Source organism: Pseudomonas sp. SWI36, assembly GCF_002948105.1.
Classification (GTDB): Bacteria; Pseudomonadota; Gammaproteobacteria; order Pseudomonadales; family Pseudomonadaceae; genus Aquipseudomonas; species Aquipseudomonas alloputida.
In genome coordinates this window covers 2,782,688-2,797,623 of record NZ_CP026675.1, presented here as the reverse complement: position 1 = coordinate 2,797,623, position 14,936 = coordinate 2,782,688, and the positions used below count along the sequence as shown (strand labels likewise).

12 protein-coding genes are annotated in these 14,936 nt (G+C 63.0%); 2 read left to right on the top strand and 10 right to left on the bottom strand.

What is annotated here, in order from left to right:
* Nucleotides 1–161: 161 nt before the first annotated feature.
* From C4Q27_RS13480 to pilM, 7 genes are all read right to left on the bottom strand, one after another.
* Nucleotides 162–1,751 (bottom strand): SPOR domain-containing protein, encoded by a 1,590-nt coding sequence (locus C4Q27_RS13480; RefSeq protein WP_020191281.1) that lies wholly within the window; start codon nucleotides 1,749–1,751, stop codon nucleotides 162–164.
* Nucleotides 1,752–1,766: 15 nt separating this feature from the next.
* Nucleotides 1,767–2,864 (bottom strand): 3-dehydroquinate synthase, encoded by a 1,098-nt coding sequence (aroB, locus tag C4Q27_RS13475; protein ID WP_104886949.1) that lies wholly within the window; start codon nucleotides 2,862–2,864, stop codon nucleotides 1,767–1,769.
* Between the two features lie 96 nt (nucleotides 2,865–2,960).
* On the bottom strand, nucleotides 2,961–3,479 hold the full coding sequence (aroK, locus tag C4Q27_RS13470) for a shikimate kinase AroK (RefSeq protein ID WP_010955625.1): 519 nt from the start codon (nucleotides 3,477–3,479) through the stop codon (nucleotides 2,961–2,963).
* 4 nt (nucleotides 3,480–3,483) lie between these two features.
* On the bottom strand, nucleotides 3,484–4,746 hold the full coding sequence (locus C4Q27_RS13465) for a type IV pilus secretin PilQ (protein WP_010955626.1): 1,263 nt from the start codon (nucleotides 4,744–4,746) through the stop codon (nucleotides 3,484–3,486).
* Nucleotides 4,670–5,671 (bottom strand): pilus assembly protein PilP, encoded by a 1,002-nt coding sequence (locus C4Q27_RS13460; RefSeq protein ID WP_064491027.1) that lies wholly within the window; start codon nucleotides 5,669–5,671, stop codon nucleotides 4,670–4,672. Before C4Q27_RS13460 ends, C4Q27_RS13465 begins: the two co-directional genes overlap by 77 nt.
* An 11-nt stretch (nucleotides 5,672–5,682) precedes the next feature.
* Nucleotides 5,683–6,219 (bottom strand): PilN domain-containing protein, encoded by a 537-nt coding sequence (locus tag C4Q27_RS13455; protein WP_020191285.1) that lies wholly within the window; start codon nucleotides 6,217–6,219, stop codon nucleotides 5,683–5,685.
* Entirely contained in the window at nucleotides 6,216–7,097 is an 882-nt protein-coding gene (gene pilM / locus C4Q27_RS13450) for a type IV pilus biogenesis protein PilM (protein ID WP_064491028.1), read from the bottom strand. Before pilM ends, C4Q27_RS13455 begins: the two co-directional genes overlap by 4 nt.
* 206 nt (nucleotides 7,098–7,303) lie before the next feature.
* Between pilM and C4Q27_RS13445 the strand changes: the two genes are divergently transcribed.
* On the top strand, nucleotides 7,304–9,754 hold the full coding sequence (locus C4Q27_RS13445) for a penicillin-binding protein 1A (RefSeq protein ID WP_371919370.1): 2,451 nt from the start codon (nucleotides 7,304–7,306) through the stop codon (nucleotides 9,752–9,754).
* 154 nt (nucleotides 9,755–9,908) lie between these two features.
* Here the strand turns inward: C4Q27_RS13445 and C4Q27_RS13440 are convergent, their stop codons facing one another.
* The 3 genes from C4Q27_RS13440 to rpmE form a co-directional block, all read right to left on the bottom strand.
* Nucleotides 9,909–11,177: a malic enzyme-like NAD(P)-binding protein gene (locus C4Q27_RS13440; protein WP_004575488.1), complete on the bottom strand. Its 1,269-nt coding sequence runs from the start codon at nucleotides 11,175–11,177 to the stop codon at nucleotides 9,909–9,911.
* Nucleotides 11,178–11,354: 177 nt separating this feature from the next.
* On the bottom strand, nucleotides 11,355–12,176 hold the full coding sequence (locus tag C4Q27_RS13435; protein WP_064491030.1) for a thermonuclease family protein: 822 nt from the start codon (nucleotides 12,174–12,176) through the stop codon (nucleotides 11,355–11,357).
* 2 nt (nucleotides 12,177–12,178) lie between these two features.
* The gene (rpmE, locus tag C4Q27_RS13430; RefSeq protein WP_003249127.1) at nucleotides 12,179–12,394 is read right to left on the bottom strand and encodes a 50S ribosomal protein L31; all 216 of its coding nucleotides are present in this window, start codon (nucleotides 12,392–12,394) and stop codon (nucleotides 12,179–12,181) included.
* Nucleotides 12,395–12,561: 167 nt separating this feature from the next.
* On the opposite strand from rpmE, the gene C4Q27_RS13425 reads away from it, so the two are divergent.
* Nucleotides 12,562–14,781 carry a primosomal protein N' gene (locus C4Q27_RS13425; protein WP_010955632.1) on the top strand — a complete coding sequence of 740 codons (2,220 nt, stop codon included), beginning with the start codon at nucleotides 12,562–12,564 and terminating at the stop codon, nucleotides 14,779–14,781.
* Nucleotides 14,782–14,936 lie beyond the last annotated feature (155 nt).

Genomic DNA, 14,936 nt, shown 5'->3' with positions numbered 1-14,936 from the left:
GGCTTGGCTCGAGTCTGAAGCGTTTCAGCCATGACTGCAACTAAGGGCTTGTGGCCGGCAGTCCGGGACAGAAAAGCCTGCCGCGCTCGGGCGCAGCAGGCTAGTCGAAAGCTAGAATTCGCTTAGCTACTGGGCGGCGGGGTGATGCCGCCCGGAAGGTATCAGCGGGCCGTGGCCAGCTCTTGTTGGACGCTGCCGACGGTACGTGGCCAAGGTTTACCAGCCTGGACCTTCGCTGGCAAGTTCTTGATTGCCGCAACCGCTGCGTCGCGGTTGGCGAAACTGCCGTAAGTCACGACGTACAGAGGCTTGCCCTGTAGGTTTTTCTTGAAGTAGCGATAGTCGCCACCCTGGGCCTTGACGTAAGCCTGGGCCGACGCCTCGGAGCTGGTACCAAGGATCTGCACCACATAATTGCCCGGCTTCTGTCCGGCATACCAGCCACTGTTGCCAGCGCCAGCGGCGGCTGGTTTTTCCGCAGCTTTGGCAGCCGGCTTGGCCACGGCGACCTGGGTCGGCGCCGGTGCTGGCTTGGCCGGCGCAACCGGCTTGGCGGGCTGGGTTGCAACAGGCTTGGGCGCAGGCGCAACCGACTGCACGGGCTGGGCAGGCGCAGGCGCCGGGCCAGCCGGCACACCTTGTGGCGGAGCGATGGTGGTCACGGTGGGTGGCGGGTTGCCAGGCTGCAGCGCGGTGTCGACAGCCGGGCCTCCCTCTTCACCCTCGCCCATGCCTGCGGCTTGGGCCAGCGGCTCGCGCATCACCGGCTGCGACTGGCCAACCAGTGGCAGCGGCATTGGCTGGGACGAGCCAGAGAACTCGATGGCAGCACCCTGCTTGCCGTCGCCCAGTGGCAACTGGGCCTGGGCAGCCGGCGCTTCGGCAGGGGCCTTGTCGCCTTTCTTGGGCATCAATACCGCGGCCGCAACGGCAACCACGACCACAGCGGACAGTGCGAGCACATGTTTTTTAGGCATCTTGAACCCCATGGTTGGTCGCTTGGCCGTCGAGCGGCTGGCGATCATGGCTTCGATCAAAGTGTCACGGGCGACCTGATTGATGTTGCCAGGCCAGCCGTCGGAGTTTTCATGGATATCGGCGATCTGTTCACGGCTGAACACCTCGATGCCCCGACCAGCCCCTTCCAGGCGCTGTTCCAGGTACTCGCGGGTTTCTTCTTCACTGTAGGGCGCAAGCTCGATGATGTGAAAACGTTCTTCCTCGACATTGAGCTCATCCAGCCCGGCAATCAGCGATGGCTCACCGAACAGAAACACGTGCGGACGCCCTTCAGGAACCCCCGCCGCCAACTCCAGCAACGCTTGGAGTGCCGACTCGTCGAGTTGTTCCGCATCGTCCACCAGCAAATACACTTCCTGCCCGGTCAGTGCCAGCTGCACCACCTTCGACAGGATCGCCTGCACCTCGGGCTGGGCGACACCCAGCTCCTGCGCAACCTGCGCGAGCATACTGGAGGCATCGCTGGCGCTGCGGGCCGACACCACCACACTTTGCACAGCCTGCTTGTTGGTGCTGGCCACCAGGGCCTGGCGCAGCAGCGACTTGCCGCTGCCCAATGGGCCACTGACCACCAGCATCAACTGGCTATAGCGCGCCAGGTGGTGCAGTTGGCCAAGCACGGGCTTGCGCTGGGCCGGGAAGAACTTGAAGCCAGGTACGCGGGGCGCGAACGGATCATGGCTCAACTGGTAATGGTCGAGAAAGGCCTCATCGGCATGCAAACTTGTCATTGCGCTGTCACAACCTCAAAGCTGGGCCACGATCGCGCGGTAGTCCGCCGACAGCGTGGCCTGGAGAATCTCTTTCGAATAGTCGTCGGTCACCACGGCCTCGCCCATCTGGCGCAGCAGCACCAGACGCAAACGACCGTCGAGCACCTTCTTGTCGACCGCCATGTGCTCCATGAAATGCGCCGGGGTCATTTCCTGTGGTGGCACCACCGGCAAACCTGCGTCCTGCAACAGGCGGATTCCACGATCGCGCTCAGCCTGGTCGATCCAGCCAAGGCGCATGGACATTTCCAGGGCCATCACTGTGCCCGCCGCGACGGCTTCGCCGTGCAGCCACACGCCATAGCCCATATGGGTTTCGATAGCATGCCCGAAGGTATGCCCCAGGTTCAGCGTGGCCCGTAGGCCGGACTCGCGCTCGTCGGCACCCACCACTGCGGCCTTGGCCGCGCAGGAGCGGCGGATGGCCTCGGTCAGGGCTGTCGAATCGAGGGCACGCAGTGCCTGCATATTGTCTTCGAGCCAGGCGAGGAACGGCTTGTCGCAAATCAGGCCGTACTTGATCACTTCGGCCAGACCTGCAGACAGCTCGCGCGCTGGCAGGGTCTTGAGGCTGGTGGTATCGATCAGCACCGCCTTGGGCTGATAGAACGCACCGACCATGTTCTTGCCCAGCGGATGATTGATGCCGGTCTTGCCACCTACGGAAGAGTCGACCTGGGACAACAGGGTAGTCGGCACCTGGATGAAATCGACACCGCGCTGGTAGCAGGCGGCTGCGAAACCTGCCATGTCACCAATCACGCCACCACCCAGAGCGACCACAGTAGTACGACGATCATGCCGAGCTGTCAGTAGGCCATCGAAGATCAGCTGCAATGTTTCCCAGTTCTTGTGGGCTTCACCATCGGGCAACACAACGGGCAGTACCGAGTAGGCACCAAGGGCCTTGCTCAGGCGTTCGAGATACAGCGGCGCGACGGTCTCGTTGGAAACGATGGCAACCTGCCGACCCGCAATGTGCGGCGCCAGCAGCTCAGGCTGGTCCAGCAGGCCTTCGCCAATGTAGATCGGGTAGCTACGCTCGCCCAGGTCGACCTTTAGTGTCTGCATGTATCCCCACAATGTACTTGGGCGCGGCGCCATCCGGCGACCTGCGCGGTAACGTTGAGCCTCGCCTCGGCGCTGGAGGCCGAGAATAGTCCCGGGTTAACGGGGCGGCAACTGCTGCAAGCGCTCGAGAATATCGATCACCACCATGCGTGGTGGCCGCTCGTCGGTTTCAACCACCAGGTCGGCGATCTCGCGGTAGAGCGGGTCGCGGGTTTCCAGCAAGGTGCGCAAGGTCGCCTCAGGATTGGCCGTGCGCAGCAGCGGGCGATTGCGGTCGCGCGCGGTGCGGCCGACTTGCTGCTCGACCGAAGCATGCAGGTAGATCACCCGGCCACCCTGATGCAGCGCCTGCCGGTTGGCTTCGCGCATCACCGCGCCACCGCCGGTGGCCAGCACCACACCGTCGAGCGCGCACAACTCGGCAATCATCGCTTGCTCGCGATCACGGAAACCCGGCTCGCCTTCCTTGTCGAATATCCACGGGATGTTCGCGCCGCATCGCAGTTCGATTTCCTTGTCGGAATCCTTGAACAGCAGGCGCAGCTCTTTGGCCAACAGGCGTCCGATGGTGCTTTTACCAGCGCCCATGGGCCCCACAAGTATCAAATTTCGCACAGAATCAACGACTCACAGCAATCGCCTGGTCACTCATGATACGCGGAGTCAGGAAGACCAGCAGCTCGGATTTTTTCTCTTGTAATGCATCGCGTCGAAACAGCCGCCCAACATACGGCAGATCGCCGAAAAATGGCACCTTGTCGACCACATTGTTTTGCGAAGTCGAGTAGACGCCCCCGATCACGATCGTTTCGCCGTCAGCCACACGAACCTTGGCATTGACCTCGTTCTTGCGGATCGGCGGTACGTTGTTCAAGGCATTGACGTAATCCGGCTCGTCCTTGGTCACCCTGACGGTCATGATCACCTTGTTGTCCGGGGTGATCTGTGGCGTTACTTCCAGCGACAGCGAGGCTTCGCGAAACGATACCGAGGTAGCGCCGCTTTGGCTCGTTTCCTGGTAAGGCACCTCGGTACCCTTGAGGATCCTCGCCGTTTCCTTGTCAGCCGTGACCACCTTGGGCTGCGAAATGATTTCGCCGTTGCCGCTTTTTTCCATGGCACTGAGCTCCAGGTCCAGCAGCACGTCACCGCGCAACAAACCCAGGCCGATACTGCTGCCGGCACGCTCCAGACCGAGGTCGACGAACAGCTCCTTGCCGGGCCGCAGTTTTTCGCCGTACAGCGGCCCACCCCAGCGTACCCCCAGGCTTTTCTCATAATCGACGTTGGCCTCGACGATACGCGCCTCGATCGCTACCTGGCGCACCGGCACATCCAACTGCGCCACCAGCTGGCGCATCTCGGCCAGGCGGTCAGCGGGCAGATGCACCACCAACGTATTGGTGCGCTCATCGACACTCAAGCTAGCCGGAGGGATGCCGTCACCCTCCAGGCCTGCCAGCAGCAACTGCGCCAGATCGGCGGCCTTGGCGTGGTGAATGGGCAGCAGCTCCCGACGCAATGGCTGCAGGTGCGCATCCAGCGCCTGACTCACCCGGGCGTCTGCTGATTGCGCGGCAAACTCGGCTGCAGGTGCCACCAACAGCACATTGCCCTCCTGGCGCCGGGACAGGCCCTTGCTGCGCAGCACCAGGTCAAGCGCCTGATCCCACGGGACGTCCTGCAAACGCAAAGTGACACTGCCTTGTACTGCGTCACTGGCGACCAGGTTGACGCCAGCGTAGTCAGCCAGCACCTGCAGCACCGCACGCACCTCAACATCCTGGAAGTTCAGCGACAGGGGTTCACCCTGGTAAGGCGTCGCCGAAGCCAGCGGGATCGACAGCAGGGTCGCCAACAGGTATTTCATCCACGTTTTCATTCGGGTCCGAGGCCTCCTTGCCCAGGCGCTTGGTGAGGGTGATGAACGCCGTGCGCTCGTGCCATACCCCCGCCATGAACAGCCGCTCTCGCACTTCGACCTGACGTTGGTCTATATGCATCACTACCCCCTGATCACGCCCTACCCGGTCGCCCGGGCGTACGCGATAGAGCTTGCCAGCCGCCATCAGCAGAGCCTCGCGTGCCGCCCCGCGCGCCAGGCTGCCGACCATTTCCAGCTGCGCCAACGGCACGCCGACCAGCCCGGCGCTGGCCACTCGCGCCGCAGCGGGCGCAAACGGGTCCACTTCAGGCGCAGCCATTGCGGCCCTTGCCGGCAGGTGCGCCAGCATTGCAGGTGCCTTCACGGGCGTAGCCGCGTGATAGGCATCAACCCGCAACTGCAGGCGCAACAGTCCAGGCTGGCGATCAACGGTTGCCAGGCTCATGTCACCGCTGCGCAGAATCCGTGCCTGCCCTAACCAGTCGTCCAGCCACAGCCGCAAGGCCGGATAACGCCCCACCACTTGCACTACCAGCGGTACCTTGCTGAATCCGGCCTGTTGCTCACCCGCCTCTACATCGAGGCGTTCGACAAGCAAGCCATGTGCATGCCCCGACACTGCCAGCCGTTCAAGCAGGTCGCTCATGCTCTCCCCGGCGGCCAGATACCAGTGCGCCTCTTGCAACCGCTGTTCGGCAATCACCACTAAAGCCTTCAGCCGCTCCAGTTCGGCCAACTGCGCTGCATTGGCTGCCTGCAGCTGGTTCAACTCGACATGCCTGGCATCCTCCCGCGCCTGCTGCTGTAACAGGGCAGGCAGGCGCATCGCGCAGCCCAGGCTGAACACCACCACAGCCACCAGCGCTGGCGCCAACCGTCGGAAGCGGCCTGAGCCCTCGACCACCGCCAGCCAAGCGAGCATCTGCGCTGGACTCACGACCAGAACGCCGCAACGCGAGCGGTGAGCAGAAACTCATCGCCGTCCGGCAGGCTCTTGATGCGCTTGAGCTCCAGATCGAGCAAAACGTTCGAGCGGTTCAAGTCGCGCATGAACTGCGCCACCACAGCACCGGACGCAGCCAACCCTGTCACCTGCAGGCGACCACTATCAAGGCTCAGGCCGACTAGCTGCACACCTTCAGGCAACGCCCCTTCAAGGTCGGCGAAGACACCGGCCAATACACCCTGATGGGCGCGCAGGCCCTCCAGGGCCACCACACGGGCAAGTAGCGCTTCATGCTGTGCACGCACTTCGGCCAGCGGCTGCAACTGCTCATCCTGTATATCAAGGGTCGCTTGGCGCTGGGTATTGGCCAGCACCTGCTGCTGCCCGCGTTGGCGGGCCAGCTGATCGACCAGCATCACGGCGCACAAAGCCAGGAGTGCGCCAGCAATCAACTGGCCTCGAAAGCGCCGCAGCGCCGCCTGACGCTGCCGTTCGCGCCAGGGCAGAAGGTTCAGCCGCATCATGGGCGCAGCCCTCCCAAGGCCAAGGCGCAGGCCAGCAGCATCGCCCCATCAACATGTTCCAGCCCTGCCAGCCCAGGCAGGTAGGTGCACGGCACATTCAGCCGGCTGCCCAAAGCTTGTAGCCAGCCCGGATTGATCGATGAGCTGCTGGCAACCCACAACCCCGCAGGCCGGCTCTGCCCGACCAGTAAAGCCTGGAGACGCTCTGGCCATTGTCCGTTCATGTCCGGGCCAGTCGTTTGCAGCTCACAGCGCTGGTACGCCCTGCCCGGCTGCCAGTCATGAAGGGTTACGCTGCGGTTTTCGACACGCAGCAGCGCTGCTCCCTCAAGGCCACCCTGTGGCAACATGCGGCACAAGGCAATGTTGTCGACCTCGACGGCTTCCAACTGCAAGCCCGCCTCCTCGACGACGGCTTCGAGTGACGCCAGCGCACTCTGCCGACAGGCTGCAACCATTACCTCGGAGCAACCTGGCTGGTCATGGGAAGCCCCCATGACCTGAAAATCCAAGGCCAGGTCTTCCAGCGGAAACGGAAACAGCCGCTCTGCATCGGCAAGCAGCTGTGCCTCCAACTGCGCCCCGCTCTGCTCCACCGGCAGATGGCACAACTTGCAGATAACCTGACTGGCCGGCAATGCCAGCGCTACCCGGCGTTGCCTGAGGCCGCTGCGCCGGTAAGCTCGCTGCAGCGCAGCCACCACCCCCCCAGGCGCCTGAGCCCAGTCATCGGCCAGCGGCGCCTGAAACAGCTCTTGTGCCGACCCCATCACACGGCAGCGTCGATTGCGCTGCTGCAGTTGCATGATCCGAACGGCGTCGGGCGTAATTTCCACCCCCACGAGTGAACCGGCATCCTTGCCGAAGCGTCCAAACATCGCGACTCCTTTGCTGTCTGTTACAGCTGCCAAGCGCAGCCACCTGTCGCAACCCCGCGGCAACACTGGGCCAGGGCTACCCATCGAGTCGACGAGTAGCCTGGCCGGTCACCCGGAAAGGCGAAAAATGCTTATAATGCCCAGCGTTTTTTGGTCCACCGGACCTGCGTGCAATCCACTCCCAACCTGGACACCGAAAAGCCTTGATACGTCTGCTGAAGTTCTTCTGGTGGTCTTCCGTCGCAGTCATCTGCGCGCTCGTACTCGGTGTGAGCGGTGCGTTTCTGTATCTTAGTCCCAGCCTGCCCTCGGTCGAGTCCCTCAGAAGCATCCAGTTGCAGATCCCCCTCAGGGTGTACAGCAGCGATGGCAAGCTGATTGCCGAATTCGGCGAAATGCGCCGCTCGCCGATCCGCTTCGCGGAAATTCCCCCACAATTCATTCAGGCGCTGCTGTCAGCCGAGGACGACAATTTCCTCAACCACTACGGCGTCGACCCCAGCAGCCTGATGCGCGCAGCAACCCAGCTGGTGAAAACCGGTCATATCCAGACCGGCGGCAGCACCATCACCATGCAGGTAGCGAAGAACTTCTTCCTCACCAGCGAGCGCAGCTTCTCACGCAAGACCAACGAAATCCTGCTGGCCCTGCAGATCGAGCGTGAGCTGACCAAGGACGAAATCCTCGAGCTGTACGTGAACAAGATCTACCTGGGCAACCGCGCCTACGGTATCGATGCAGCTGCGCAGGTGTACTATGGCAAGTCCATCCGTGACGTGAGCCTGGCGCAGATGGCGATGATCGCCGGCCTGCCCAAGGCACCGTCGCGCTTCAACCCGCTGGCCAACCCTGTGCGCGCCAAAGAGCGCCGCGACTGGATCCTCGGGCGCATGTACAAGCTGGGCAAGATCGACCAGGCCAGCTACGAGGCCGCCCTGGCCGAGCCGCTCAATGCCAGCTATCACGTGCCGACGCCTGAGGTGAATGCCCCCTACATCGCCGAAATGGCCCGCGCGGAAATGGTCGGCCGTTACGGCAGCGACGCCTACACCGAAGGCTTCCGCGTCACGACCACCGTGCCTAGCGACATGCAGGAAATGGCCAACAAGGCCGTCCTCAAGGGTCTCTCCGATTACGATGAGCGCCACGGCTACCGTGGCCCTGAAGCACGCTTCCCGGGCCGCACCCAGGCAGCGTGGCTGCAGGAGCTGGGCAAGCAACGCACCCTTGGCGGCCTGGAGCCAGCCATTGTCACCCAGGTGGAACACACCGGCCTCAAGGTGCTGACCCGTGACGGCCAAGAGGCGCAGGTTGCCTGGGACACCATGAAATGGGCGCGCCCGTTCATCAACAACAACGCCCAGGGCCGTTCGCCGCAATCGCCGGCCGACGTGGCCCAGGTCGGTGACCTGGTGCGCCTGCAACGCCTTGACGATGGCACATTGAAGTTCAGCCAGGTGCCCGTTGCGCAGAGCGCCCTGGTCACCCTCGACCCGAACAGCGGCGCCATCCGCGCCCTGGTCGGCGGTTTCTCGTTCGAGCAGAGCAACTACAACCGCGCCGTGCAGGCCAAGCGCCAACCGGGCTCAAGTTTCAAACCATTCATCTACAGCGCCGCGCTGGACAGCGGCTACACCGCTTCCAGCCTGGTCAACGATGCGCCGATCGTGTTCGTTGACGAGTCAGTGGATAAAGTGTGGCGACCGAAGAACGATACCAACACCTTCCTCGGCCCTATCCGCATGCGTGAGGCGCTGTACAAGTCACGTAACCTGGTGTCGATCCGCCTGCTGCAAGCCATGGGCGTGGACCGCACCATCGACTACATCGCCAAGTTCGGCTTCAACAAGCAGGACCTGCCGCGCAACCTGTCGCTGGCCCTGGGCACCGCCACCCTGACCCCGATGGAAATCGCCACCGGCTGGAGCACCTTTGCCAACGGTGGGTACAAGATCACCCCGTACCTGATCGAGCGCATCGAGAGCCGCAGCGGCGAGACACTGTTCACCGCCAACCCGGCCCGCGTACCGCAAGGTGCCGAAGACCAGGCGGGCCTGGCCGCACCCGAGCAGCCAATCAGCACTGCGGCCATGCCAGGCGAGGCACCTTCTGCCTTCAGCCAGGTGGGCGCGGCATCGCAAGCGCCGGCAGTGGCCGAACAGATCATCGACGGGCGTACCACCTACATCCTCACCAGCATGCTGCAGGACGTGATCAAGCGCGGCACCGGCCGCCGGGCGCTGGCCTTGGGCCGCACCGACCTGGCGGGCAAGACGGGTACGACCAACGAATCCAAGGACGCCTGGTTCTCCGGTTACAACGCCGATTACGTGACTACCGTTTGGGTCGGCTTCGACCAACCGGAAACCCTCGGCCGCCGCGAATATGGTGGGACTGCGGCACTGCCGATCTGGATGAACTTCATGGGCGCGGCGCTCAAGGACAAGCCTGCGCATGCCCCGGCAGAACCGGAAGGCATTCTCAGCTTGCGCGTCGACCCGATCAGCGGGCGCGCTGCATCGCCGAGCACACCGAATGCCTACTTCGAGCTGTTCAAGGCCGAAGATTCTCCGCCGTCGGTGGACGAGCTGGGCAATGGCGCGGCACCGGGCAGCCCGCTGCCAGCCGATGAAGCGACGCCGATGGATCTGTTCTAAGGCAGGGCGCCTGACTCAGGTTTTGCGTGGGCGATCGATCTGATAGGCGCCACAAGTGCCCTGACCAACACCTTGCAGCCCTGACACATTCCCAAGCCCCAACAAAAAGCCCCGGCTCATGCGAGCCGGGGCTTTTTTATGTCGCTTGCTGCAATCAGCCGTTGAACACTTCATCCACGCTGGTCAGCGGGTAGTGCTTCGGATAAGGCAGGGTAGCCACGCCGGATTCGATGGCAGCCTTGGCCACAGCATCGGAAACGACGGTGATCAAGCGTGCATCCAGCGGCTTCGGAATGATGTACTCACGGCCGAACTCCAGGCCTTCAACGCCATAGGCTTCGCAAACTTCCTTCGGCACTGGCAGCTTGGCCAGGTCTTTCAGGGCGATAGCGGCAGCGATCTTCATCTCTTCGTTGATACGCTTGGCGCGAACGTCCAGAGCACCACGGAAGATGAACGGGAAGCCCAGTACGTTGTTGACCTGGTTCGGGTAGTCGGAACGACCGGTAGCCATGATCACGTCGTTGCGAGTGGCATGCGCCAGCTCTGGCGAGATTTCCGGGTCCGGGTTCGAGCAGGCGAACACGATCGGGTTGGCAGCCATCGACTTCAGGCCTTCCGGGCTCAGCAGGTTCGGGCCAGACAGACCTACGAACACGTCGGCACCGTCAAGGGCGTCGGCCAGGGTGCGCTTGTCGGTCGCGTGGGCGAACTGCGCCTTGTACTGGTTCAGGTCGTCACGGCCAGCGTGGATCACGCCACTACGGTCGATCATGAAGATGTTCTCGACCTTCGCACCCATGCTTACCAGCAGCTTCATGCAGGAAATGGCAGCAGCGCCGGCGCCCAGGCAGACGATCTTGGCTTCTTCCAGTTTCTTGCCGGCGATTTCCAGGGCGTTGATCATGCCAGCGGCAGTCACGATGGCAGTACCGTGCTGGTCATCGTGGAACACCGGGATGTCGCACTGTTCGATCAGGGTACGTTCGATTTCAAAGCACTCAGGTGCCTTGATGTCTTCAAGGTTGATGCCACCGAAGGTGATCGAAATGCGGCGAACGGTGTCGATGAACGCTTGCGGGCTTTCCGATTCGACTTCGATGTCGAACACATCGATACCGGCGAAACGCTTGAACAGAACACCCTTGCCTTCCATGACCGGCTTGGAAGCCAGTGGGCCGAGGTCACCCAGACCGAGGATGGCAGTGCCATCGGAAATCACCGCAACCAGGTTGCCTTTGCCGGTGTATTTGTAAGCCAGCTCTGGATCACGGCCAATTTCGCGCACCGGCTCTGCAACACCTGGGCTGTAGGCCAGGGCGAGGTCACGGGCGGTGGCAGTGGGCTTGGAGAGTTCAACGCTCAGTTTCCCCGGACGAGGTTGAGCGTGATATTCGAGAGCGGCGGTTTTCAGGTCTGACATGGTGGGCATTCCGCTATTTACTGTTCTGACGGACCGCCGAGGATACGCAAAGAGCCGGGGAGCCACAAGACTGGCCGGTCACTTGTGTCAAGGCCTTTAGCCTACGACTTTACGCTACAACCCACGGGGCATACGACCAACAGTGTGTACAATCCAGTAGCGAAATGTCTACATCTTTTAGCCTGAAATGCGCTCCAACATGCTCGGATCGGTCAATGGCAACACCCAGCGTCGCTGCCCGGGCTTGAGGCCACCCCTGCGGGAACGATCCAGCACCCACCCGCGCGCTTCGACCTGGCGTCCCTTGAGGTTATCGAAGAAGCTGGCGGGGAAGTTGCGCTGCAGACGAGCGGGAACCTGCAGCACCAGGGTACTGCCCAGGGTCAGCCAGACCCCACCACGATTTCGCTCGATACCTTCGATACGACCACGCACAACAGCGAAACCTGACTGCCTGACATTGCCTGCAGCCACTACGGGCGAATGCCGCCACAGGCCAACGCCAGCCTGGCGCGCAGCTTGTTCGGCAAGCTGCTGACAACCGCTGAGACGTACATTAGGGGCAATGGCCACGCGGTAGCCCAAGCCCTCGCTAAGCAATTGCGCTTCCAGATTGTCGCCATTGCGGCTGTAGATGTGCGCCAGTGTGCGACCGTACTTGTCTTTACCTTCAACACCAGGCACCAGCCCGACGCGATCGTCATTGGCCTTGACCAAGGCCTGCAATCGCCGCCTGGCAGCTTCGGCATAGGGCTCACTGGTACGCCCCTTGCGACCCATTTCCGGGGCATTGATACCGATCAGCCGCACGCTGCGGCCATCGACCAGACGCAAGGTGTCGCCATCAACCACCTGTCGTACCGCTACCCATTGGGGCTTGTCCGGCTGTGGGCAGAACGCCAGGACCGGGAAATGCCAGATAACGCCCACAAAAAAGGCGCCCACAAGGGACGCCTTCTTCAGCAACAATGCGAAACCCGAAGGATTCGCCATGCGCATGATTACTTCTTGGCACCGAACATGCCGAAGCGATCGGCGAACTTCTGTACGCGACCACCGGTGTCCAGAACTTTCTGCTTACCGGTGTAGAACGGGTGGCACAGGTTGCAAACGTCGATCGACAGGACGTTGCCCAGGGTCGAACGAGTTTCGAACTTGTTACCGCAGCTGCAGGTGACTGCAACTACTTCGTAGTTCGGGTGGATACCTTCTTTCATGGTCACTTCCTCGAGCTGCGTGCCGCCACCCAACACCAATTGTTGAATACCGCACGTAATTAGGCGGCGAATAATACCAGAGCACACCGTCAGCGCAAGATGTCGCTTGCACCGACCGTCGTCTGCTAGGCTCGCCAGTCCTTGTAACGCCCTCCGAGACTTTCCGCGTGTCCGACGTCATCCTGCGCCTTGCCCTGCCCTCTCCGCTGCGGCGCCTGTTCGACTACAAGGCGCCGGCGAGCATGGCGCGCCTGACCTTGACCCCTGGCATGCGCATCCGCGTGCCCTTTGGCCGCCGCGAAATGATCGGCGTGCTGATAGAGGTGTGCACGCAGAGCGAAGTGCCCGCCGACAAACTGAAGCCTGCCAGCGCCCTGCTCGACCCGGTGTCCCCCATCCCCGCGTCGCTGTTCAAGCTGTGCCTGTGGACCGCCCAGTACTACCAGCACAGTCTGGGCGATACCCTGAGCTGGGCGCTGCCCACGCTACTGCGCCAGGGCGAGGCCGCCGAGATGCGCCAGGAACGCTTCTGGCACATAGCCCCTGGCGCCCGCCTGGAAGACCCGCGCATCGCCCGCGCGCCGCGCCAGCGCGACGCCCTCAAGACCCTGGCTCAGCACCCGCATGGCGTGGCCCACAGCCTGCTGGCCAAACTCAACCTGAACAAGGACAGCCTCGACCTGCTGCTGGCCAAGGATCTGGTGCAGATCGAGACGCGCCGCCACTTGCCGGCACTACGCCATGAGCACTGGCTGGCACAGCCGGAACTGCCGCTCAACGAAGAGCAACGCGAAGCCTTCGACGCCGTGTGCGAGGGTTTTGGCGGTTTCGGCGCGTTCTTGCTGGCCGGCGTCACCGGCAGTGGCAAGACCGAGGTCTACCTGCAACTGATCCGTGAAACCCTGGAAGCCGGCAAGCAGGCGCTGGTGCTGATCCCGGAGATCAACCTCGGCCCGCAAACCCTGGCCCGCTTCGAGCAACGCTTCAACGCGCGCATTGCCCTGCTGCACTCTGCGGTGAACGACCGCGAACGCCTGGATGCCTGGCTGGCGGCACGGGACGGCGAGGCCGATATCATCATCGGCACCCGCTCGGCATTGTTCACGCCGATGAAAAACCCCGGCCTGATCATCATCGACGAAGAGCACGACGGCTCCTATAAACAGCAGGAAGGCCTGCGGTACCACGCCCGCGACCTGGCGCTGGTACGCGCTCACCAGGAGAACATCCCGATCCTGCTCGGTTCCGCCACACCCTCGCTGGAAACCCTGCATAACGCCCTGACCGGCCGCTACCGCCTGCTGCGTATGAACCAACGCGCCGGGGGGGCACGCCCGCCGCGCATGCTGCGCCTGGATGTGAAGAGCCTGCCACTGGACAGCGGTATCAGCGGCCCGCTGCAGCAGGCTATCCGACAGACGCTGGAGGCCGGCCAACAAGTGCTGGTGTTCCTCAACCGCCGCGGCTTTGCTCCAACCCTGCTGTGCCACGATTGCGGCTGGCTGTCCGAATGCCCACGCTGCGATGCGCGCATGACCGTGCACCAGCGCTCCGGCGTGCTGCGCTGCCACCACTGTGGCTATGACGAACGCCTGCCGCACCAGTGCCCGCAATGCAACCACGTCGACCTGCGCCCGGTCGGTGCCGGTACCGAGCGCGCCGAAGAGCGCCTGAAGGTGCTGTTCCCGGATTACCCGATCCTGCGCGTGGACCGCGACAGCACGGCGCGCAAGGACGCCATGCACAACCTGTTCAGCACCATCCAGCGCGGCCAGCCGAGCATCCTCGTCGGCACCCAGATGCTCGCCAAGGGCCACCACTTCCCGCGGGTGACCCTGGTGGCCATCCTTGATGCCGATGGCGGGCTGTTTTCCGGTGACTTCCGCGCCAGCGAGCGCATGGCACAACTTATCGTACAGGTGGCCGGACGGGCCGGACGGGCCGAAGAGCCCGGCAAGGTCATCATCCAAACCCACCTGGCCGACCACCCACTGCTGGTCCAGCTAACCGAGCAAGGCTACTTCGCCTTCGCCGAACAGGCCCTGGACGAACGCCGAGCCGCCGGGCTGCCGCCCTACTCGCACCTGGCCTTGCTGCGTGCCGAAGCACACAAGCCGGGGCAGGCCGAAGGTTTCCTCGACGAAGCCTGTGCCGCCGCCGAGCGTCTGGTGGCCGAACAGCGCCTGCCGGGTATCGAACTGCTGGGCCCGGTACCGGCGCCCATGGAGCGCCGCGCCGGACGATTCCGCGCACAATTGTTGATACAGGCCAATACCCGGGCGCCGTTGCATCGACTGATCAGCGCCTGGTTGCTAGTGTTGGAGCAGTTGCCGAGCGGGCGCCAGGTGCGCTGGTCGCTGGATGTCGACCCGGTAGACCTGTATTGAGCTGCAAGCTGCGAGTTGCCAGCCGCAAGCAAGCGCCGGGCGGGTGCGATGCCGCTTTTTCTTGCCGCTTGTGGCCCCCAGCTTGCCGCCCAAAGGTTGGCAACCTGCTCCCGGCAACGGATAATGCCCAGTTTTTCCACCTGCGCATCCAGGCG

What these genes read in the sequence shown, in the direction of transcription:
- C4Q27_RS13480 (WP_020191281.1), bottom strand. Translation starts at nt 1,751, where the DNA reads ATGACAAGTTTGCATGCCGATGAGGCCTTTCTCGACCATTACCAGTTG.
- aroB (WP_104886949.1), bottom strand. Translation starts at nt 2,864, where the DNA reads ATGCAGACACTAAAGGTCGACCTGGGCGAGCGTAGCTACCCGATCTAC.
- C4Q27_RS13465 (WP_010955626.1), bottom strand. Translation starts at nt 4,746, where the DNA reads ATGAAAACGTGGATGAAATACCTGTTGGCGACCCTGCTGTCGATCCCG.
- C4Q27_RS13460 (WP_064491027.1), bottom strand. Translation starts at nt 5,671, where the DNA reads ATGCTCGCTTGGCTGGCGGTGGTCGAGGGCTCAGGCCGCTTCCGACGG.
- C4Q27_RS13455 (WP_020191285.1), bottom strand. Translation starts at nt 6,219, where the DNA reads ATGATGCGGCTGAACCTTCTGCCCTGGCGCGAACGGCAGCGTCAGGCG.
- pilM (WP_064491028.1), bottom strand. Translation starts at nt 7,097, where the DNA reads ATGTTTGGACGCTTCGGCAAGGATGCCGGTTCACTCGTGGGGGTGGAA.
- C4Q27_RS13440 (WP_004575488.1), bottom strand. Translation starts at nt 11,177, where the DNA reads ATGTCAGACCTGAAAACCGCCGCTCTCGAATATCACGCTCAACCTCGT.
- C4Q27_RS13435 (WP_064491030.1), bottom strand. Translation starts at nt 12,176, where the DNA reads ATGCGCATGGCGAATCCTTCGGGTTTCGCATTGTTGCTGAAGAAGGCG.
- rpmE (WP_003249127.1), bottom strand. Translation starts at nt 12,394, where the DNA reads ATGAAAGAAGGTATCCACCCGAACTACGAAGTAGTTGCAGTCACCTGC.